This is a genomic window from Paenibacillus sp. JL3B1040 (genome assembly GCF_057063165.1).
On record NZ_CM169317.1, the window covers coordinates 687,913 to 707,750 of the forward strand.

General features: G+C 56.3%; 19 protein-coding genes. 15 read left to right on the forward strand and 4 right to left on the reverse strand.

Annotation, left to right across the window (positions count from 1 at the left end; translation table 11 throughout):
• The first annotated feature begins 51 nt into the window (after positions 1 to 51).
• The 3 genes from ACZF99_RS02930 to ACZF99_RS02940 all read left to right on the forward strand — a co-directional run bounded on the left by ACZF99_RS02930 (position 52) and on the right by ACZF99_RS02940 (position 2,153).
• Positions 52 to 486, forward strand: a complete 435-nt coding sequence (locus ACZF99_RS02930) for an NfeD family protein (protein WP_059042283.1) — start codon at positions 52 to 54, stop codon at positions 484 to 486.
• On the forward strand, positions 486 to 1,421 hold the full coding sequence (locus tag ACZF99_RS02935; RefSeq protein WP_059042285.1) for an SPFH domain-containing protein: 936 nt from the start codon (positions 486 to 488) through the stop codon (positions 1,419 to 1,421). Before ACZF99_RS02930 ends, ACZF99_RS02935 begins: the two co-directional genes overlap by 1 nt.
• 153 nt (positions 1,422 to 1,574) lie before the next feature.
• On the forward strand, positions 1,575 to 2,153 hold the full coding sequence (locus tag ACZF99_RS02940) for an NAD(P)H-dependent oxidoreductase (protein WP_059042287.1): 579 nt from the start codon (positions 1,575 to 1,577) through the stop codon (positions 2,151 to 2,153).
• A gap of 52 nt (positions 2,154 to 2,205) precedes the next feature.
• Here the strand turns inward: ACZF99_RS02940 and ACZF99_RS02945 are convergent, their stop codons facing one another.
• Together ACZF99_RS02945 and ACZF99_RS02950 are read right to left on the reverse strand one after the other, a co-directional pair.
• Positions 2,206 to 2,880, reverse strand: coding sequence for a PspA/IM30 family protein (locus ACZF99_RS02945; protein WP_059042288.1), 675 nt, complete (start codon positions 2,878 to 2,880; stop codon positions 2,206 to 2,208).
• 46 nt (positions 2,881 to 2,926) lie between these two features.
• A complete protein-coding gene (locus tag ACZF99_RS02950; protein WP_059042289.1) occupies positions 2,927 to 3,151 on the reverse strand; it encodes a PspC domain-containing protein in 225 nt (74 codons plus the stop codon).
• Positions 3,152 to 3,468: 317 nt separating this feature from the next.
• On the opposite strand from ACZF99_RS02950, the gene ACZF99_RS02955 reads away from it, so the two are divergent.
• The 11 genes from ACZF99_RS02955 (at position 3,469) to ACZF99_RS03005 (ending at position 15,855) form a co-directional block, all read left to right on the forward strand.
• On the forward strand, positions 3,469 to 5,268 hold the full coding sequence (locus ACZF99_RS02955) for a cache domain-containing sensor histidine kinase (protein WP_316549453.1): 1,800 nt from the start codon (positions 3,469 to 3,471) through the stop codon (positions 5,266 to 5,268).
• A complete protein-coding gene (locus ACZF99_RS02960) occupies positions 5,261 to 6,844 on the forward strand; it encodes a response regulator transcription factor (RefSeq protein ID WP_483608924.1) in 1,584 nt (527 codons plus the stop codon). The genes ACZF99_RS02955 and ACZF99_RS02960 overlap by 8 nt, the downstream gene beginning before the upstream one ends.
• A 105-nt stretch (positions 6,845 to 6,949) precedes the next feature.
• The gene (locus ACZF99_RS02965) at positions 6,950 to 8,305 is read left to right on the forward strand and encodes an ABC transporter substrate-binding protein (protein WP_059042295.1); all 1,356 of its coding nucleotides are present in this window, start codon (positions 6,950 to 6,952) and stop codon (positions 8,303 to 8,305) included.
• Between the two features lie 84 nt (positions 8,306 to 8,389).
• Positions 8,390 to 9,340 (forward strand): carbohydrate ABC transporter permease, encoded by a 951-nt coding sequence (locus ACZF99_RS02970; RefSeq protein ID WP_059042297.1) that lies wholly within the window; start codon positions 8,390 to 8,392, stop codon positions 9,338 to 9,340.
• Positions 9,341 to 9,345: 5 nt separating this feature from the next.
• On the forward strand, positions 9,346 to 10,185 hold the full coding sequence (locus ACZF99_RS02975; protein WP_316142273.1) for a carbohydrate ABC transporter permease: 840 nt from the start codon (positions 9,346 to 9,348) through the stop codon (positions 10,183 to 10,185).
• A gap of 51 nt (positions 10,186 to 10,236) precedes the next feature.
• Entirely contained in the window at positions 10,237 to 11,130 is an 894-nt protein-coding gene (locus ACZF99_RS02980; protein WP_483608927.1) for a glycoside hydrolase family 43 protein, read from the forward strand.
• Between the two features lies 1 nt (position 11,131).
• Entirely contained in the window at positions 11,132 to 12,868 is a 1,737-nt protein-coding gene (locus tag ACZF99_RS02985) for an MGH1-like glycoside hydrolase domain-containing protein (protein WP_483608929.1), read from the forward strand.
• A 137-nt stretch (positions 12,869 to 13,005) separates the two neighbouring features.
• Positions 13,006 to 13,572 (forward strand): flavodoxin family protein, encoded by a 567-nt coding sequence (locus ACZF99_RS02990; RefSeq protein ID WP_483608930.1) that lies wholly within the window; start codon positions 13,006 to 13,008, stop codon positions 13,570 to 13,572.
• A gap of 19 nt (positions 13,573 to 13,591) precedes the next feature.
• Entirely contained in the window at positions 13,592 to 13,771 is a 180-nt protein-coding gene (locus ACZF99_RS02995) for a hypothetical protein (protein WP_483608932.1), read from the forward strand.
• 121 nt (positions 13,772 to 13,892) lie between these two features.
• The gene (locus tag ACZF99_RS03000; RefSeq protein WP_483608934.1) at positions 13,893 to 14,630 is read left to right on the forward strand and encodes a glycerophosphodiester phosphodiesterase; all 738 of its coding nucleotides are present in this window, start codon (positions 13,893 to 13,895) and stop codon (positions 14,628 to 14,630) included.
• 4 nt (positions 14,631 to 14,634) lie between these two features.
• Entirely contained in the window at positions 14,635 to 15,855 is a 1,221-nt protein-coding gene (locus tag ACZF99_RS03005; protein WP_483608936.1) for an SLC45 family MFS transporter, read from the forward strand.
• Positions 15,856 to 15,945: 90 nt separating this feature from the next.
• Here ACZF99_RS03005 and ACZF99_RS03010 read toward each other — a convergent pair whose 3' ends face one another.
• Both ACZF99_RS03010 and ACZF99_RS03015 read right to left on the reverse strand, forming a co-directional pair.
• Complete coding sequence (locus tag ACZF99_RS03010) at positions 15,946 to 16,683, reverse strand: YcnI family copper-binding membrane protein (protein ID WP_483608938.1); 738 nt, start codon at positions 16,681 to 16,683, stop codon at positions 15,946 to 15,948.
• A gap of 48 nt (positions 16,684 to 16,731) precedes the next feature.
• Positions 16,732 to 18,426, reverse strand: a complete 1,695-nt coding sequence (locus ACZF99_RS03015) for a copper resistance CopC/CopD family protein (RefSeq protein ID WP_483608940.1) — start codon at positions 18,424 to 18,426, stop codon at positions 16,732 to 16,734.
• Positions 18,427 to 18,739: 313 nt separating this feature from the next.
• On the opposite strand from ACZF99_RS03015, the gene ACZF99_RS03020 reads away from it, so the two are divergent.
• Positions 18,740 to 19,714, forward strand: coding sequence for a diaminopimelate dehydrogenase (locus ACZF99_RS03020; RefSeq protein WP_483608942.1), 975 nt, complete (start codon positions 18,740 to 18,742; stop codon positions 19,712 to 19,714).
• Positions 19,715 to 19,838: the final 124 nt, after the last annotated feature.

Consider the following 19,838-nt stretch of genomic DNA (forward strand, 5'->3'; position numbering starts at 1 on the left):
TATGTTCACCGTATAAATAACTATAATGCTGAAAGGTGGTGCAACAGGGGGATGGAAATGTGGGCAATTTGGCTCATCGTCGCCGGAATCTTATTAGTGCTTGAGATGATGACGATGACTTTTTACCTGCTATGGCTCTGCATCGGTTCGCTGGTTGCGGCAGCCGTGGCTTTGGTGGCCCCCGAAGCTTACTTCTGGCAGGTTGTTGCGGGCTGTCTGGTCGCTTTGGTCCTGACGGTATTTACGAAACCGCTCTCCAGAAAATTTCGTGCAGCAAAAGGGTTTAAGGATATCGGTACCGAACTGGTAGGGAAGCAAGGCATCGTCGTAGAACCGATTGAACCCGGGCAATACGGCATCGTGAAGGTAGGGGGAGATTCGTGGAGCGCTACGGCGACTGTCCCGATCGGCCGGGACGAGAAGGTCCGGGTGCTGGAACGAAGCAGTACAATAATTGAAGTAGAACGATGGGAGGAAATTTCTTAATGCAATGGGCAATTATCGCGGTCATTGTCGTTGTTGTCGTCGTATTTATCTCATTGACGGTCAAAATCGTCCCGCAGCAACGGGTGGGCGTCGTCGAACGTCTCGGTAAATTCAACCGCTTGCTGACACCGGGTCTGAACGTGCTCATCCCGGTCATCGACCAGGTGCGGACGTATCACGATTTGCGGATTCAACAAACCAATGTGCCTCCACAAACCGTAATCACCAAGGATAACGTTCAAGTCCAGATCGACACGATTATTTTCTATCAGGTTGTCAATCCGGAGCAAGCGACGTACGGGATCTCCGACTTCGTCTACGGGGTGCGGAACATAACGACGGCAACCCTGCGTCAAATCATCGGTAAGATGGAGCTGGACGAAACGTTGTCCGGTCGGGAAAAGATTTCGACGGATATCCGGACCGCGTTGGACGAAGCGACCGAGAAATGGGGCGTGCGGATCGAGCGGGTGGAAGTGCTCGACATTCGGCCGCCGGTGGACATCCAAGAAGCGATGGACAAACAAATGAAGGCCGAGCGGAACAAACGGGCGATCGTGCTCGAGGCCGAAGCCGCCAAACAAGATATGATCCTGCGCGCGGAAGGCGACAAGCAAAGTAAGATCCTGAAAGCGGAAGGCGACAAGGAAGCGCGGATTCGCGAAGCCGAAGGCTTCCGTCAAGCTCAGGAGCTTGAGGCGCTCGGGGAAGCGAAAGCCATCGAGTCGGTTGCCGCCGCCGAAAAAGCGCGGATCGAAATGCTGCGCGACGCTGCCCTGAACGAAGCGGTCTTGGCGTACCAGTCCTTCGAAGCGTTGAAGGAAGTAGCGAAGGGACCGGCGAACAAGGTGTTCATCCCGTCCAATGCGATCGAAACGCTGGGAAGCCTTGGCGCAATCAGCGAAGTCTTCAAAGCCGGCAAAGACGGCAAATAAACGTATTTACCCTAAGAACCCGGCAAGAGAATGGGGTGGCCCCCATTCTTACCGGGTTCTTTTTTTGGCTACACCGTTCGGAGTTCTCTCTAAAGATCCCCTTCTTCACCAGGGGTTAACACCGGCAGCTATAAATGTAAGGAGGACATCGCAATGAATGTGTTAGTTATCAACGGCCACCCGGACCCCGAGGCTTATTGCGCCGCCTTGGCAGGGGCTTACCGGGACGCCGCAGCATCCCAGGCCGGCGCAAAGGTTCGGGAAATCGACTTAAGCCGGATCACCTTCAACCCGAATTTAAAATACGGGTACCGCCAAAGAACGGAGCTGGAGGAGGAACTTCAGGAAGCGCAGGAGATGATCCGCTGGGCAGATCATCTGGTGATCGTCTATCCGACGTGGTGGGGGACGATGCCAGCGGTGTTGAAGGGATTTTTTGACCGCGCCTTTTTACCCGGGTTTGCCTATCAACATCGGCCGAATTCCTTGCTTTGGGATAAACTCCTGAAGGGGAAGACCGCCCATCTGATCGTGACCATGGATACGCCGTCTTGGTACAATCGCTGGTTCTATCATCGCGCAGGGCACCGGGTGATGAAAAACAACATCTTGGGTTATTGCGGCATCAAGACGGTGCGGATTACGGAGTTGAATAGGGTCTCCGCTTCCCAGGAAACGACACGCATGAAATGGTTGGAGAAAGTGAAGAAGCTGGGCTCTGCGCTAGCCTAACTCAAAAAAACCGCCCGATGAACTCATCGGGCGGTTTCTCTATATGAACGGCTCAGGAATGCCGGTTCGACAATTGCTCTTTTAGGCGTTCCAGCTCTTCATTCACGGCGCTGGATTGGGCTGTGCCCGCATCCGCGATGCCGGACGTTCCTCCGTAGCTGGCGGAGACTTCCTGCTGAGCTTCCCAGCTCAGGATTTTCTCCTCCATGCGCTCGAAGCCCCGCGCAGCTGCACCGCTTTCGATGCCGCGGCTGAAGTTCGGCCGTTCGGCTTCGGTTTTGACTTGGACCTTGCGAGCACGAGCCGCCAGTTCATTCCGCTTTTCCTTCAGGCGGGCGAACTCCGCTTTGCCTTCCGCGAGGCGAATCTCCAGCTCGGCTACGCGGTCGCGGGCCTCTTGCGCTTCCTTGGCGTACTGCTGCGCTTGCTCCTCGTAGCGGATTTTCTCCGCAGCCGCATGGCGCGCCGTCACCTCATCGCCTTGCTCCAGGGCGGTTAAGGCCCGAACTTCGCTTTGCTTGGCGAGATGGGCGATGTCCGCGCTTTTGCGATCCTGGACGGTCGCGGTCATCTGCTGCTCTTTAATCATTTTCTCGGCGGCGGCGATGTCGTCCTCCAGGTTGCGTAAGTATTGGCCGGTCATCAGGACCGGATCTTCCAGTTTGTTTAACACTTCGTGAATCGAAGCCTTCGCCAGATTGGCAATGCGATCAAATACGCTACTCATTCGAATCTCTCCTTTAGGTTGAATTAGGTTTGGGATCTTCTACGGATCAAAACGGGGAAAACGGATCATCGTAGCTGTAGCTGCCGATCGGCTCCTTTGGAACGATCAGGCTGGCGATCAAGTACAAGGCGACGACGGTGCCGAAGCTGAAGAACACTGCCACGACGGCAATCAGCCGGACGACCGTGGAGTCAACTCCCAGCCACTGCGCCAGCCCGCCACACAGGCCGCTCACTTGCTTATCCGTTGCGGAACGATACAGTTTTCTCATGTTCAACCACACTCGCTTTCATTTATTTTCAAGTCCTAGATTCATTGGGTTAGAGTTTCAGCTTAACGGATTTGTTGATCCGTTGTTCATGTCTTTATTCTACCGGGAACGGCAGCGGGGCATAACGGGCTGGGGACGGTTTGTGAACTGGACCTTGGTCGGGCCGGCTCCTCGTCTGGAAGTCGGGGCAGGGGCTTAAACCCCGGAGAGCTTCTGGCGCGTAAAATGAAAAAAAGCTTGACGCCACGCCTATGTAAGCGCTTATTGCGGGAATCGGCCGATTTGGTTATAGTGTTGTGCATAAGGGAGGGGCGTCGATGTTTTTTTCGTTGCGCAATCGGCTGATTGCCGTATTTGTCGTCTTATTGGTCATTTCCTTTTGCGTCATGTTCCTGATTAGCTATAACAAATCCAGTGCGATCCTGCGTTCCGACAGCGAAACGGCGGCATTGGAAAAAATGACGGCCTACACCGCGCTAATTAACTCCACGATCGGCCAGATCTACGATTTCTCCTCGGTTATCTATAACAGCGACATCACGAACGAGTGGAGCGAATTCGTCTCCGATCCGATGCAGTCCGATGGGCAGAAGATGCTGAAAAATATTCAGCTCAGCAAGTTCCTGACGCGGACGGTTAATAATTATTCTATCATTGCCACCGCTTCGATTTATCGCAAAGACGGGCTCTACGTTGGTCTGGACAATCGGATCCTGCAGGACCCCTCGTTCTTGGAGGCGGACTGGTATCGGCATTTTTACGAGTCGGAGCAGCATTGGGCTCCGGCGGGCGTCGATCCGTTCGAACCGGTGCGCCTGAAGGAGCATGAGGTGATCAGCTTCCTGATCCCGATCGGGACGTTTAGCATCTCGCAAGCCACCGCCGTAATGAAGGTGAACGTCCGTGCGGAGTACTTCAAGGATCCGCTAAGTCAGGTCCATCTCGGGACGCATGGCACGATCTTCCTGCTGAGCGGCGAAGGTGAACCCCTGCTAGGCCAGCCGTTGTCGGATTTCGGCGAACCTGTTCTGAATAAGCTGGGGGAGATCCGGGGGCGGGGACCGCGGGAGGGCGTTTTTTATGCCAAGCCTCAGGGAGAAGACATGATCTATGTATATAAAAAATTGCAATTTAACGATTGGATGCTGGTGGGGGCGGTTTCCGAAAAAGAACTGCTGGCCAATCTCATCAATTTGAAATCAGGTATCTTGGTGGCAACCGGGACGTTGCTGGTGTTCGCCGTCCTTGCAGCCGTCTGGATTTCCTACAGCATTACCAAACCGCTGGGCGGCTTGGTGGCGGCGATGCGGCTTGTTCAGCGCGGGGAGTTTGCTCAAGCGGAGCAGCGGATCCCTGAGCGGTTACAGGTGAACCATGAGGTCGGGTTCGTGACGGTCACGTTCCGCAACATGATCGTGCGGCTGCGCGCCCATTTGAAGAGCGAATTTGAATTGAAGCTGCGCCGGCAACAAGCGGAATATCGGGCGCTGCTGATGCAGATTAATCCGCATTTTCTGTTCAATACGCTGGAGCTGCTCAGCAGCCTGGTCATTCAGCGGCGGACGGATGATGCGGTGGACGTCATCGAATCGTTGGGTAAAATGCTGCGTTTCTCGCTGAACGCCAAAAGCGACTTGATCCCGCTGCGCGACGAGGTGACGTATACCGAATCTTTTGCCGCCATTCTGAACCATCGGTTCGCCGAGCAGTTGGATTTGAGGTTGGAGAACGCCGTGCTGGACCGACCGGTTCATATCGTGAAGTTTATTTTGCAGCCGCTGGTCGAAAATGCGGTCAAATACAGCCAGGTCAAGAACGACACCGCCGTCGTGCGCATCCGCATCTGGGAGGAAGAGCAACGCCTGCTCTTGCAGGTGGCGGACAACGGGGTGGGTATGGAGCCGGAATTGGTACGGCAACTCAACGAGGAGTACCAGCACTCCCAGTTGGAGCAGGTATTAAGCACCGGCGGAAGACAGATCGGCCTGCGGAATATTTTGGCACGCTGCGCGCTTTATTACGGGGCCGGGTTTGCGTTTTCGATTCAATCCGCGCCTGGGGAAGGGACGACGATCACGTTAAGTTTACCGATAGGGGAGGGGAATGCCGATGTTTAACGTGCTGTTGGTCGATGATGAACGGGAGATTCGTCAAGGGTTACGGCTGAAAATCGATTGGCAGCAGTTGGGCCTCCAGATTGCTGGGGAAGCGGGGAACGGTCAGGAGGCGTTGGAATGGCTGCAAACTGGGGAGTGCGACATTATCATCACCGATATGCGCATGCCGATCATGGACGGGGTGGAGCTGCTTGAAAGCTGTTCCCGGCAGTATCCAGACCTTCGTCTCATCGTGTTGACGGGATATGACGACTTTCAGTACGCGCATGCGGCGATCAAGAACCGGGCCAGCGATCTGCTGCTGAAGCCGGTGACGCGAAGTGAACTGGCCGGAGCCCTGAGCAAGGTCGCCTCCGAGCTGGAGCGGGAGCGTTTGGCGCAGGCGGAGCGGAAGCTTTCCGAGTGGAAGTTGTCCCGCTACCTGGAGGAAATGAAGGAGCAGTTCATACACAGCGTCATAAAAGCGTATCCGGGTGGCAACCACCTTTGGCAGGAGCGGATCCGATTGTTTGGCTTAAGTGAGCTGGCGGCGTTGCCGGTGCGCTTCGTGGCGATCGGATTGCTGCCCGTGCCCGCGGAAGCGCCGGAGGAAGCGGGCCTTCGCCTGCCATTTGAGCTGCTGTGCCGCGAACTCGCTGCGTCCGATGCCGGGCCCGGGATCCCGGTCTTCCGGGAAGCGAAGCATCCCGATTTGTTGTTTGCCATCATGCCGGAGGATCCGGCGACCGTGCAGCGCTTTACCGCCCAGGTGACCGATCGGGTTCGCAGCTACCTCAAACGGGAGGTGGTTGTCGCTGCCGGTGAAACGGCGCAGGGTCTGGAGGCTTGGCGTGAGGGCTACCTTTCCTCCGTACTGGCCTGGTATATGGGACAACATGCGCAGCAAGCCGGGGGCGAGCCGTTGCGGAGTCCGGCAGATCCGGCGCAGCTGGCGACCCAGGACAAGCTGAAGCTGCTGCAGCGGCATTTGGCTGACGGACGCAAGGAGGCGTTCGAGAAGCTGGTGGAGGAGGAGCTCGCCAAGGCGCTGGCTCATTCGCACCCGCAGTTCATCAAGTTGATTTTCCAATGCTGCTTGTCGATTGAATTGGCTGCGGATGCATTGGGGCTCGCGCTGCGCGACAAGGATGAGATCTGGATTGATCCGGAGTGGGTATGGGAGCTCGGCACGGTCGCCAAGGCCTGCCGGTTCCTGTATGGCTTAGCTGACCCGCTGTTTGCCCTGAAGAGGGGCTGCGGGACCCGGGAAGAGCCTTCGATCGTGGAGGCGATGAAGGAAATGATTGAGCTGAACTACATGAACGATCTTAATCTGTCGCAAATCGCCGAGCAGTACCACTATAACCTGTCCTATTTGTCCGACCTGTTCAAAATAAAAACCGGAAAATCCTTTCTCCAATACCTGACCGATGTACGCATGAACAAGGCGGTGCAGTTGCTGGACGAAACGCCGCTTTCCTTAAGCGATATCGCGGAGCTGACGGGCTTCTCCAATGCCAGTTACTTCAGTACGAAATTCAAGAAGGTGTTTGGCATCAGTCCCTCCGAGCACCGGCAGAAGGAGAAGCATATCTAAAAAAAGTATAAGTCCAAAGCCCAAAGAAATTGGATTCTTCTCCTTTTATGTATGCGCTACCATTTTAATCAGCAAGACCATTCTCATTAAGGGGGAAGGAAATAGATGAAGAAGACCAAGGCGATGTTATTGGCCAGTTTACTTCTCGTCACCGCGATCCTGGTTTCGGCATGTGGTTCGGGTAGTAACAATGCGGGCAAAGCCAACACCGGGAATTCGAGCCAGCCGTCGGAGGCGGGAGGCGCGGCTACGGAAGAGCAAGTTGAGCTTCGCGTCATGTGGTGGGGGGACCAAACCCGGGCCGACATCACAACGGCCATGCTGAAGAAGTTTGAAGAGAAGCACCCGAACATCAAAGTGGTGCCGGAGTTTTCTCCTTTTGACGGATATTTCGACAAGCTGAATACGCAGCTCGCTTCGGGCACAGCGCCGGACCTGTTTACGTTAGGCAGCAACATCCTGGAATATGCAACGCGTAATGTGCTGTTGGATATCAACTCGTACGTTGGTAATGAAGTGGACACGAGTAAAATCTCCCCGCAGCTTATCAACATGAACACGTTTGACGGCAAGCTGCAGGGCATCTCGATCGGGGCAAACTCGACGGCGATCCTGGCCAACACGGCGCTGTTCGAGAAGGCGGGTCTCCCGATGCCAACGAAGGAATGGACTTGGGATGATTTTATCAAGATCAATGAGCAAATCGCCGCTACAGGTAAAGACACTTACGGGTCTTACGACTACTCTGGTGAGATGGACCAATTTGGTGTGTACCTGACCCAGCGCGACAAGATGATCTACAATGAGCCGGAGCAGAAGTTGGGCTTTGAGGCAGCGGATGTCGCCGAGTGGTTTACCCTCTGGGAAGGCATGCGCAAAGCGGGCAGCATCGTGACGCCGGAGCTGCAAATTTCGGCCGATCCGGACGACACGAGTATGTCCCTGGTGACGAAAGGCCAAGTGGCGATGCAGTTTATTCCGACCAACCAGTTTGCCGATTTCCAAAAAATGTCCCAGGATAAGCTGACGCTGATCCCGGTTCCGATGGGGCCTAACGGCAGCATGATTTCCGTCCAATCCAGCCAAAACATCGTGGGTTATGCCAATACCAAGCATCCGAAGGAAGTGGCGATGCTGATGGACTTCTGGGTGAACGATCCGGACGCCGCCAAAATCCTCGGCAACAACCGCGGTGTGCCGGTCTCCTCGGAGATGCGGGCGGTGCTGAAGGCGGAAGCCTCCGAAACGGACAAAGTCGTGTACGATTACCTGGATATCGTTGCGGTGGATGATGTTGATCTGCTGTACAACGTTCCTGGATCCAACGAGTTCAAGCAAGAGCTGTTGAAGGCCAGCCAAAACGTCGCTTTCGGACGTATGGACATCGCAAAAGCTGCAGAAGAGTTTTATGCGCAGGGACTTAAGATTCTGCAAGCCAACTTGAGCGCAACGACAAATTAAGAGGTCTGTCACAAGGAGAGGGGGGATCCGTTTGGTTCCCCTTTTTCTAAACCTGAGCAATGAATGATTCGGAGGTGCCTACTTATGGATTCAGTGACAGGCGTGGCGACCCAAACCGTCGTAAAGCGGAAAACGCGTCGATCCTTGAAACGGAACTTGACGGGATATTTGTTTTTGCTGCCTTGGTTGATCGGATTTTTTTGCATGGCGATTGGTCCGATTTTGGCTTCGCTGTATTTGTCCTTTACGAATTATAACATGTTAAAAGCGCCCGATTGGATTGGGCTTCATAACTTTACGGAAATGTTTACGGGGGATGCCACGTTTACGCATTCTTTGAAATTGACGTTCCAATACGTGTTCCTCTCCGTTCCTCTGCGGCTGGTGTTCGCCTTGGCAGTCGCGATCATTTTGAATAAGGGGTTACGGCTGCTGGGATTGTACCGGACTGTCTATTATATCCCTTCGTTGCTTGGGGGGAGCGTGGCGATTGCCGTTGTTTGGAAAAAAATCTTCTCGGGTGACGGGTTGTTTAACCGGTTCCTCGAAATTTTTCATATCGATGCCCCCGATTGGGTGGCGAATCCGAGCTACATCATTTATTCCATCGTTGCGCTGTCGGTTTGGCAATTTGGCTCGTCCATGGTAATTTTCCTGGCGGGACTGAAGCAGATCCCGGGGGAAATCTACGAGGCTGCGGCGGTGGACGGCGTCAGCCGGACGCGTCAGTTTATGCGGATTACGCTGCCGCTGCTGTCGCCGGTGATCCTGTTTAACCTGGTCATGAACATGATTGGTTCGTTCCAGGTGTTTACCTCCGGGTACATTATCGGGGACGGCCACGGCGGGCCGATCGATTCGACGATGTTCTATTCGCTGTACTTGTACTTGAAGGGCTTCTCGTACTTTAATATGGGCTACGCTTCGGCAATGGCCTGGGTGATGCTGGTGATCATCGGCATTTTTACGGCGATCGTATTCGCCTCCTCGAAGTATTGGGTCTATTACGGTGACGGCAAGGACGAAAGGGGCTGAGGAAGATGGTGTTGAGGCTAAGCTTAAGCAAACTGTGGAGACATGTGGTAGTCATCGTGATCGGGACGATCATGATTTACCCGGTATTATGGATGATCAGCAGCTCGTTCAAGCCAAACGCGGAAATCTTCTCGGACCTGGGCTTGTGGCCGGACTCCTTTACGTTGTCCAATTACGTCAACGGGTGGCGAGGGATTCAAGGGTATTCGTTTGGGCATTTTCTGATCAATTCCTTTATCATTGCAGCGCTGGCGGTGATCGGTAACGTGATCTCCTGCTCGCTGGCGGCCTTTGCCTTTGCGCGCTTGAATTTCGTGGGTCAGAAATTCTGGTTTAGCATGATGTTGATGACGTTGATGCTCCCGTTTCAGGTCACGCTTATTCCGCAATATATTCTGTTCCATTCGTTTGGTTGGGTGAATACGTTCCTGCCGCTGGTCGTGCCGAAGTTTTTTGCGCTGGATGCGTTCTTTGTGCTACTGATGGTGCAATTTATTCGCGGCTTACCGATGGAGCTGGATGAAAGCGCCCGGATCGACGGCTGCGGACCTTTGCAAATTTACCTGCGCATCATTATGCCGCTTTGCGTTCCGGCGGTAATCACGACGTCGATCTTTACGTTCTACTGGACGTGGGACGATTTCTTCGGACAAATGATCTACCTGAACAGTCCAAAGCTGTTTACGGTGATGATTGGTTTGCGTTCGTTGATTGACTCCACCAGTACCTCGAACTGGGGCTCGCTGATGGCGATGTCCACGGTGGCGGTGGCGCCGGTCATCGTGATCTTCCTGATCTTCCAGCGTTATATCGTTGAGGGGATCTCCACGACGGGGCTGAAGTAAGCGGACAGGAGGGTGAACTGTGCACGACTCGACTTCTAGGAGGGAAGGGTTATGAGCTTAGCGTTATCGGACATCCATATTCGAGATCCGTTTGTCCTGCCGGTTCCGGCGGAAGGCAAATATTATATGTACGGCACGATTGGTGAGACATGCTGGAAAGGAAAGCCTCGCGGGTTCGACGTTTACGTAAGCACGGACCTGGCGGTATGGGAAGGTCCGCACCCGGCGTTCCGGCCGGAGCCGGATTTCTGGTCGGACTTCAACTACTGGGCGCCGGAGGTACATGAGTGGCAAGGCCGTTATTACATGTTCGCCACCTTCAAGGCGGACGGCCGATGCCGGGGGACGCAAACGTTGGTGGCGGACCACCCGCAGGGCCCGTTCCGCCCGCTGGGCGACGGGCCGTTGACGCCGCGCAATTGGGAGTGTCTGGACGGGACGTTTTACGTCGATCCGCAGGGTGATCCCTGGATGGTGTTCTGCCATGAATGGGTGCAGGTGCAGGACGGCGAGATTTGCGCCGTACGCCTCAGCCGCGAGCTGGATCGGGCGGTGTCCGAGCCCGTGCTGCTGTTCCGGGCTTCGGAGGCGCCGTGGGCCGAAGGGATTCGCGGCGGAGCCAACTACGTCACGGACGGCCCGTTCCTGTACCGCGCCGATAACGGCGAGCTGCTGCTGCTCTGGTCCAGCTTCAGCGACGGCGGTTATACGATCGGCTGCGCCCGTCAGACCGGCGGCGATATCGGCGCCGGTCGCTGGGCGCAGGACGCCGAACCGCTGTATAAACGGGACGGCGGGCACGGAATGGTGTTCCGCACGTTCGCGGGCGAGCTGCGGTTGTCAATTCATACGCCGAACGACAGCCCGAACGAGCGTCCGGTCTTCATCCCGGTGACGGAGCGGGCCGGGCGATTAAGCGCGCATCCGAAAGAAGAGGTGATGTGAGGTGGGAGAGACGGGCGTGCTGGAACGGCTGCGCAAGCTGGAGGTGCTGTCGGCCGTAAGCGGGGAAGGTCTGATCAAGAGCACGGATCGAGCCGTGCTGGAGGAGTTTGCCGCCTCGGGCGTTAAATTTGCGGCAAGCGAGGGGAGTCCGCTGGAGCAGGTCTACTACGCCGGCGTGCGAAAGCTGCTCGCTTGCATCGTGCAGTCGGTGAGCGGCGAGCCGGTGCTGCATGAAGGCGGCGTGTATCTCGGCACCTGGCTGGAAAGTACCGGTACGATCAATGCCGAGCTGCTCAGCCGGTTCGTACCGTCGGTGGCGCAGGCGACCTTTGCCTTGTTCGCCGACTGTCAACGGCCCGATGGCCTCATGCCGTACAAAGTGACCGGAGCGGGGCCGGTATTCCGGCAAATTCAGATGGTCACGCCGATGGCCCGTTCGGTATGGAACCACTACCGGTTGAATGGCCGGGCGGACCGGGCGTTCCTGGACAAGATGTACCGCGCCATGGAGCGGCATGACGCCTGGCTGGCCGCGTTCCGCGACACGCGGGGAACGGGCTGCGTCGAGGCGTTTTGTACGTTCGACACGGGTCATGATTTATCCCCGCGCTTCTGGCATGTGCCGGATACGCCGCATCTGGGCGATCCGGGCCGATACGATCCGGATTCGCCGGTGCTGCCGTTTTTGGCGCCGGACCTGACGGCCAACGTGTATTGCCAGCGGCGTTATCTGGCGAACATCGCCGCAGAGCTGGGGGCGGCCGGGGGTTCGGATTGGGCAGCCAAGGCGGAGGCGAGCCTGGCCAGCCTGATGGAGCATTGTTTCGATGCGGAGGATGAGTTCTTCTACGACGTGGATGCCAGCGGACAGTTCGTCCGTATCCAAACTGACGTGCTGCTGCGCGTATTGGCCTGCGAGGTGGGGGACGGAGCGTTTTTCGCCTCGTCGCTGCGCCGATATTTGCTCAATTCGCGGAAGTTCTTCGCCAAGTATCCGTTCACTTCGATTGCGATGGACGACCCGCGGTTTGACCCGTCTTCGGCTTATAACACCTGGGCGGGGACGACGAATTTCCTCACCCTGATCCGTGCGCCGCATGCGTTCGAACACCACGGGCGGCATGTGGAGCTGACCTGGGTACTGCAGCCGATTCTATCGGCGATGGTCCGCATGCAGCGGTTCTCGCAGTGCCTTAGTCCGTGGACGGGAGAAGAGGGCTTTACGGAGACCTATTCTCCAGCGATTCTGTGCTTGCTCGACTATGTGGAGAGGCTGTGCGGCATCCTGCCGACGCCGGAGGGGGAACTCTGGTTTACCGGACTGCTGCCCTATCCGATGGATCACGGTGAAGTACCGGCAGAGGAGACCGCCTACGCCCGTACTGTGGACGGAACGGTGTTCGAGTTAGTCAATACGCGCGAAGGCAGTGAAGTATACCGGAACGGGGAGCTGCACTGCCGGTTTCCACACGGAACCCGCCTTGTCACTAACCGTAGCGGCGAACTCAAGGCGCTGGTCGGCATGAGCGTTCGGACGGTGGAAGGTCTGCTGGAATTCGGGGGGCGGGCCTATCCGGTAAGTCTCGGCGGGAATGAGGCGTGGCGGTTGGAGCGAGAAGGTTTCGTCTCCGCTTCCGTCTCCGCTTCCGTCTCTGGTTCCGGATCGGGTCCCCGGAGTGCAGGCACTCCATCCGGGCCGTCGGCCGGTCCCGACGTCGTCCTGCCGGCCCATTACTAGACAACCCCCTGCACGTTTCGCGAAAAAACGCCATTAACTTTTTTGCAATGGCATAAAATGTGGTTCCTGTCGTATAACAATAAGTAGGCGTTATTTCGGAAAGTTTCGCTTGAGACTTCGGAAGGGGAGTGCAGGGAATGCGTATCGCAGTGATTCAGGGAAGTGCTAGGGACGGAGGGAACACGGAGGAACTGACGCGGCTGGTATTGGAGGGGATCCCCTATACGAATATCGTTCTGCGGGAGAAAGAGATTAAGCCAATCCGTGATCAACGGCATGAAGAGGGCGGGTTTGATCCGGTGGAGGATGATTACGACGAGCTGATCCTGCAGGTGCTGGAGCATGATATTTTGATCTTTGCCACGCCGGTGTATTGGTACGGGCCGTCCGGTTGGATGAAAAATTTCATCGACCGCTGGTCGCAAAGCCTTCGCGACGTCCGCTTTAATTTCAAGGAGCGGATGGCGGCCAAAACGGCGTATGCCGTCGTAGTCGGCGGTGATAACCCGCGGATCAAAGCGCTGCCGCTCATTCAGCAGCTGCAGTACACGTTTGATTTCGTCGGCCTGCCGTTTGCCGGGTATGTGATCGGGAAGGCCAGCAAGCCGGGCGAGGTGCTGCAGGACGCCAGAGCGGTTCGCGACGCCGCGACGCTGAATGCCGAGCTGCGGAAGGCCGAGCCGGTGGCGGTGAATCGGTCCTGACGGGACGAAGAGGCGGGCAATGGAACGAGTTGAAGGCAGGATAACGGGACGTGCGGCTGCATTTGCGGCGGCACGTTTTTCTATGTTCCTCTTCGTTAGGATAACGCAGGTTTCTTTTGGCGATTATCCCGTTGCATCAGGTAATGAAAAAACAAAAGCTTTTGCGGATCGTTCCTCTAGTTCTGAACGAAAGGGATAATCGTGCAAAGAGGCATGAAAGAGGGGGAGCCCACTTATTTTATACAGGCCTAACAATAAAGGATTATAGTGGGGGGATGGATAATATTAATTTTAAATAAATCCCTAGGAGGATGATCCTTTTGAGCAATATCATCAATTTTGCGCATCGCGGAGCGGCGGGGCATTACCCGGAGAACACGATGCTGGCTTTTGCCAAAGCCCTGGAGTTGGGGGCGACCGGCATCGAATCGGACGTACAGATGACGCGCGACGGGCAACTGATCTTGATCCATGACGAGACGCTGCAGCGGACGGCGGGTACGGCGGAATGGGTGAAGGACTTGACGTTGGCCGAAATCAAGCAACTGGAGGTGGGCTCCTGGTTCCACGCAGATTATGCGGGCGAACGAATTCCGACATTGGAGGAACTGCTGGATCTGGTAAGCGGCACGGACGCCCTCGTCAATCTCGAGCTGAAAACCGGCGTCGTGCTCTACCCCGGCATCGAACAGAAGGTTTTGGACACGGTGCGGCGTTATGGCTTGAGCGAACGGATCATCATTTCCAGCTTTAATCACTATTCCCTCGTCGAATGCAAAAGCTTGGCTCCGGACATTCGTACCGGCATCTTATACATGGAAGGCTTGTACGAGCCTTGGAATTACGCGAAGCGGATTGGGGCCGACGCGTTGCACGCGTACCAATACGCATTAACGCCGGAGCTGGTGGCCGAAGCCAAGGCAGCCGGGGTGGTTTACCACCCGTTTACCGTGAACGATCCGAAGGTGATGCAGGCGCTGATTGCTGCCGGCGTGGCCGGTATCATCACCGATTTCCCGGATCGACTGGCGGAGCTGCTGGCGAAGCAAGGAGCGTGAACGAATGAGAAAAACATGGCTGCTGGGACTCGGGTTTTTCAGCATTAGCTTGACCTGGGCGCTGTACAATGCGTTCGTTCCGCTCTTTTTGGACAACTACTTGAAGAGCGCCGCCATGATCGGGTTCATGATGACGATCGATAATTACTTCGCCATTGTATTGCAGCCATGGATCGGACACCGCAGCGATAAGACGAATACCCGGTTTGGACGGCGGATGCCTTATCTGCTGATCGGCATGCCGCTGGGCGCCGTATTTGCGGCGCTGATTCCATGGCATACCGGGTTCGTGACGCTGGTATTGTTTATGGTGTTAATGAATTTATCGATGAGCTTGTTCCGGGCGCCGACGGTTGCGCTCATGCCCGACATCACGCCGGAGCCACAGCGGACCAAAGCCAACGGCGTGATTAACTTTATGGGCGGCATCGGCTCGGTGCTGGCCTTCGGCATCGGCTCTCAGCTCTATGGAATCGGATCGTACATGCCGTTTCTGTTCGCCGGGTTCGTGATGCTGATCTGTTTGCTGGTGTTGAAGGCCGTCATCCGCGAACCGGCCGCTTTAGAACCGGGGCTGGCCGGGGGCGCCGCGGCGGCAGATAAACCGAAGCCGCAGATTCGCATCAAGGACCAACTGGACAGGACGACCGTGTTGATTTTGGCGGCGATTTTCTTCTGGTTCGTGGCCTATCAAGGCGTTGAAGCGCTGTTTACGTTATACGGCACGAAGCAGGTCGGCATGAGTGATGCCGAGGCCTCGTTTTCGTTGACGTTCTTCTCGCTGGCTTTTCTGCTGTTTGCGTTGCCGAGCGGCTGGCTGGGGTCCCGTTATGGGAAAAAAACGATCATCTCGATCGGGGTTGCCGGATTGTTCGCCGTTTTCGGCGTGATGATTTTCGTCGATTCCGTCTTGTGGCTGCGGGTGCTGCTCATCGTTGGGGGCGTCTTCTGGGCGTGCATCAACATCAACTCTTACCCTTGGGTCGTCGCCACCGGGCGCGAGGAGAGCATCGGGACGCGAACGGGGCTTTATTACTTCGTATCATCCCTGGCTGCGATTACGTCGCCGCCGCTGCTCGGCTGGCTGATCGACGTGTTCGGCTACCCTGCGCTGTTCATCAGCGCGTCAACCGGAATGCTGCTGGCGTTGTGCTGTCTGTTTGCCGTTCCCCGGGAGCGGCGGTGGGCCGGCGGGGAGCCGCTTGATCAAAGCCCGTCAGCATGAAGCATGAAACCAATCGAAATTTGCCCTAAAAAAAGCAGCGGAAATCCCGCGGCGCGGCGAAGCGTCCGGGAGAACCCGCTGCTTTTTGAATTAAGCCGTCTTGCGACCGGAGCGCAGAGCTAGTAATAAGGCGGCAAGCGCAACGAGCAGAGCGCAAGTCGAAAGCACGATGGCCACGGTCCCCGCCGGGGAACTGCCGTCGCTTGACGAGGCGGGGGTGGAGGATTCGGCGTTCGAACCGTTCGCTTTCGCGCCGCCGACTGCGGGCTCCTCATTGACAGCGCCGTGATCATGCCCGACAGCAGCCTCATTGGTCTGCCCGGCGCTCTCCGCGGCGCTGACGACCGTCAGTGAATGCGGCCGATTGCCCCCCTCCGCCTCGGTCCATTCCACCACGCTGCCGTCGCTGTAATACTGGAAGGCGTCCCAGGCCAGTTCCGCCGATTCGCCGGGGTTCTGCGCGACGAACTCGAACTGCTGGAATTCGCCGGGACCGATGCCGTCGCCTTCGGCCGTCCAAGTGACCGCAGTGACCGCCCCCGCGTCGGTTGTCGTCAGTTCCACATTCCATTCCGGTACCGGACGGTACTGTTTGAAGGCAACGCCTTCGGGGATTTTCAGCGCGACTTTTACCGTGTTGAGCTCTTTCTCTACGGGCACTTTGACGCTGTAGGTTTCCCAGGCGCCCGGGGCGGATTGGCTTGGCTTGACGGTGACGTGCGCGTCGGCGGTCCCGATGAAGAACGTGTACATCAGGATCCAAGCGACAGCGGTACCGGCGGCATAACGCCAAAAGCGGACTCCAAGAGATCGGGTCGTATAAAACATGGATACATCTCCTTTTTGATGAAATATAAAATGAGATAGGTGGGGCCTTTACGGGTTTCCTACCCTCAGTTCCGTATCGTAATCGTAACGGTCCAGCGATTTGGTCAGAATATGGACATGAACGTTCCAACGACCGCCCATCGTGATCAGCTCGCGGACCTCCGGCGGTGAACCGCCGGGAAAGACGATTTCCAACGTGCCCATATCCATTTCCTTTGAGGTTAGCGCCAGCGTCACTTGCTCCACGTCGCTGCGGGGTTGTCCGTCCGGACCGCGAACGCTCACCTGAAAGGTGTTGGTACCCGCAGTATTCGGAGTAATGCCGATCGTTATCTTCGTTCCGTCCTCCAACAGCTTCGTCAGAACGGCAGGGCCGGGGGAGGCGGCGGCCGTCGGCAGATTCGCCAGGACAGCGGCCAGTACAAGCGCCGCCAGGCCGACCCCGAATTCGGTCCATACGCCGGCGTTCAGCGGCTTATCCGCCCGTTGTCCGCGCAGGAAGGACAGGCCCCCGAGCAGCAGGCAGATCACGGTGAGGGCGATTTTTGCCAGCAGCACCTGACCATACGCCGTATGCGTGAGCGAGTATAGGGTGGGTACATGCAGCAGACTGCCGTATACGCCCGATGCCAGCAGGATGGCCACCATGAAGGAGGCGAGCATCGAGAAACGCCGGATGGTCCGCCAATACACGGGATTTGGCGGCGGTTCGGACGGACGATTCTCGGATTTGGCGGCTGGCTGAGCGGCCGCCGGAAGCAAGAACGCTATAGCGCCGACTCCGCCAATCCAGATCAATGACGCGGCCAGGTGCAGAAAATCCGCTGTTACGGCGATTGCCTTCGGCTCGGCGGTGGCGGCGTGTCCGATGAAGGCCTTGGAGAGCAGCAGACATAGGCCGATCAGCAAGGCGCCAGCGAGCGGAAGCCGATGCGGACGGGTTCCCCGGCTAACGCGAAGAAGGAACAGCGTCCACAAGAGCCAACCTCCAAGCAGCAGAAGCTGAATCTTCCAGATCTCTCCGAAGGTCGTATAAACCAGTGTTTGCCGCCAAAGGCCGGGATCAAACGCTTCTCTCCATCCGCCTCCGGCATCGCTGGCCGTTTGCTGAGGCAAACTAAGCAGGATTCCGGCGGAGGCGGCGATAAAGCCGGCCAACCACACGGTTCGACTGCGCCACCTCAAGCGCTGGGACCAGGTGTTGTCCGGACGGGGAAGAAGCCAGCCGTGAAATACGACAGCCCCAAGATAGCCGGCCATTCCGCCATAGAACAGCCAACGGACCAGCAGCAGGCTCCAGTCCGGGAGGGAGCTGTCCCCCTCTGCGGACGGGTGAACGGGGAAGCCACCGTTCGAAGCGGCCTTCCCAATCTGGAACGGAATCGTTCCGGAGATGGCGTGTCCATCTCCGGATACCGCGTTCCATTTTGCCGTATACAGCCCCTCCGGTAAGCCTTGCTGTATGGCGACGGTTAACCGGGAGGGCTTATCCGGGTCGATTCGGGCTTCCCCGTCCGCCACATTATCCCCGTTTGGCCCGATGACGGCGAGTTCATGGAAGCCTGCCTCAATGGGCTCGTTAAAATCGATCACCATTTCAGTAGGTGAAGAGTCCAACACTTCATTTGCCGCCGGATTCGAGGAGACGACATAAGCATGGGCGAAAACGGAAGCCGGGGCCAGAACAAGAAATACGGCACATGCCACAGCGACCCAGGTCCATTTATATCGCAGCAATTTCAATTGGATTCAACCTCTATTCCGAAAAGTCTATGAATTACCTCACATCGATCATCATTTTACAATGATTCATAAGGAGTGGGTATGGCTAGAATGGGCTATATCGTGCTCCAATCTCAATTATTTGTGTCTGATTTGTGAAGTGACGAGACCGGATTTGCATAAAAATACAGTTTAATTTGCACAATAGCGCATAATTTTTAAACTAAAACACTAACTTTATATGTTAACTATTTAAAAAGCGATGAGGGTAAATTACAATGTAGGTTAGTCCGTGTGTTGAGACGAGTTTGACCATTTTGAAGGAGGACATAAAGTGGCAACGATTAAAGTAGGCATCGTAGGTTATGGGAATCTGGGACGGGGTGTGGAAATGGCGCTGAAGCAAAACCCCGATTTCCGGCTGGAAGCGATTTTTTCGCGCAGAAAACCGGATGAGGTGGCGGCGGCTAGCGGCGTAGTTCATATCTCCGAAATCGAAAAATACAAGGGAAACATCGACGTGCTGATTCTGTGCGGCGGGTCGGCAACCGATTTGCCGGAGCAAGGACCGGAGCTGGCGGCCATGTTCAATACCGTCGATAGTTTTGATACGCATGCGAAAATTCCGGAATACTTCGGGAAAGTAAATGACGCGGCTCTGAAGGCGGGAACGGTCAGCGTCATCTCGACGGGCTGGGATCCGGGGTTATTCTCCCTGAACCGTCTGTTGGCCGAATCCGTGCTGCCGGAAGGGAAAGACTATACGTTCTGGGGCAAAGGCGTCAGCCAAGGGCACTCCGATGCGATTCGCCGCGTGGCTGGCGTGAAGAACGGCGTTCAGTATACGATTCCGGTCGAAGCCGCCGTGGAGCGCGTCCGTCAAGGCGAAAACCCGGAGTTGTCCACACGCGAGAAGCATCTGCGCGAATGCTTTGTGGTCGCCGAGGAAGGGGCCGATCTGGCGAAGATTGAACAAGAGATCAAGACGATGCCGAACTATTTCTCGGATTACGATACGATCGTGCATTTTATCAGTGAAGAAGAGCTCAAGGCGAACCACTCCGCGATGCCGCATGGCGGTATGGTCCTGCGCAGCGGCCGGACCGGCCGGGACAACACGCAGTTGATCGAGTTCAGTCTGAAGCTGGACAGCAATCCGGAATTCACGGCCAGCGTGTTGGTCGCATATGCCCGCGCGGTGTATAAGCTGTCGCAGGCCGGCCAGTCGGGGGCAAAGACCGTCTTCGATATTCCGTTTGGCCTGTTGTCGCCGAAATCGCCGGAGCAACTGCGCAAAGAACTGCTGTAATTACCGCGATAACGAATGAAATTAGCGCAGTACTCCAAAACACGATAAGTTAAAAAGAAAGGGGTATTCTATCGGAATTGCGTTCCGGATAGAGTACCCCTTGTTTTTGTTTTGTCGATCGACA

Bases quoted from the DNA above. Each gene is read 5' to 3' on its own strand.
- ACZF99_RS03010 (WP_483608938.1), bottom strand. From the start codon at position 16,683: ATGTTTTATACGACCCGATCTCTTGGAGTCCGCTTTTGGCGTTATGCC.
- ACZF99_RS02930 (WP_059042283.1), top strand. From the start codon at position 52: ATGGAAATGTGGGCAATTTGGCTCATCGTCGCCGGAATCTTATTAGTG.
- ACZF99_RS02970 (WP_059042297.1), top strand. From the start codon at position 8,390: ATGGATTCAGTGACAGGCGTGGCGACCCAAACCGTCGTAAAGCGGAAA.
- ACZF99_RS02950 (WP_059042289.1), bottom strand. From the start codon at position 3,151: ATGAGAAAACTGTATCGTTCCGCAACGGATAAGCAAGTGAGCGGCCTG.
- ACZF99_RS02935 (WP_059042285.1), top strand. From the start codon at position 486: ATGCAATGGGCAATTATCGCGGTCATTGTCGTTGTTGTCGTCGTATTT.
- ACZF99_RS02975 (WP_316142273.1), top strand. From the start codon at position 9,346: ATGGTGTTGAGGCTAAGCTTAAGCAAACTGTGGAGACATGTGGTAGTC.
- ACZF99_RS02995 (WP_483608932.1), top strand. From the start codon at position 13,592: ATGGAACGAGTTGAAGGCAGGATAACGGGACGTGCGGCTGCATTTGCG.
- ACZF99_RS02940 (WP_059042287.1), top strand. From the start codon at position 1,575: ATGAATGTGTTAGTTATCAACGGCCACCCGGACCCCGAGGCTTATTGC.
- ACZF99_RS02955 (WP_316549453.1), top strand. From the start codon at position 3,469: ATGTTTTTTTCGTTGCGCAATCGGCTGATTGCCGTATTTGTCGTCTTA.
- ACZF99_RS02945 (WP_059042288.1), bottom strand. From the start codon at position 2,880: ATGAGTAGCGTATTTGATCGCATTGCCAATCTGGCGAAGGCTTCGATT.
- ACZF99_RS02960 (WP_483608924.1), top strand. From the start codon at position 5,261: ATGTTTAACGTGCTGTTGGTCGATGATGAACGGGAGATTCGTCAAGGG.
- ACZF99_RS02980 (WP_483608927.1), top strand. From the start codon at position 10,237: ATGAGCTTAGCGTTATCGGACATCCATATTCGAGATCCGTTTGTCCTG.
- ACZF99_RS03005 (WP_483608936.1), top strand. From the start codon at position 14,635: ATGAGAAAAACATGGCTGCTGGGACTCGGGTTTTTCAGCATTAGCTTG.
- ACZF99_RS02965 (WP_059042295.1), top strand. From the start codon at position 6,950: ATGAAGAAGACCAAGGCGATGTTATTGGCCAGTTTACTTCTCGTCACC.
- ACZF99_RS02990 (WP_483608930.1), top strand. From the start codon at position 13,006: ATGCGTATCGCAGTGATTCAGGGAAGTGCTAGGGACGGAGGGAACACG.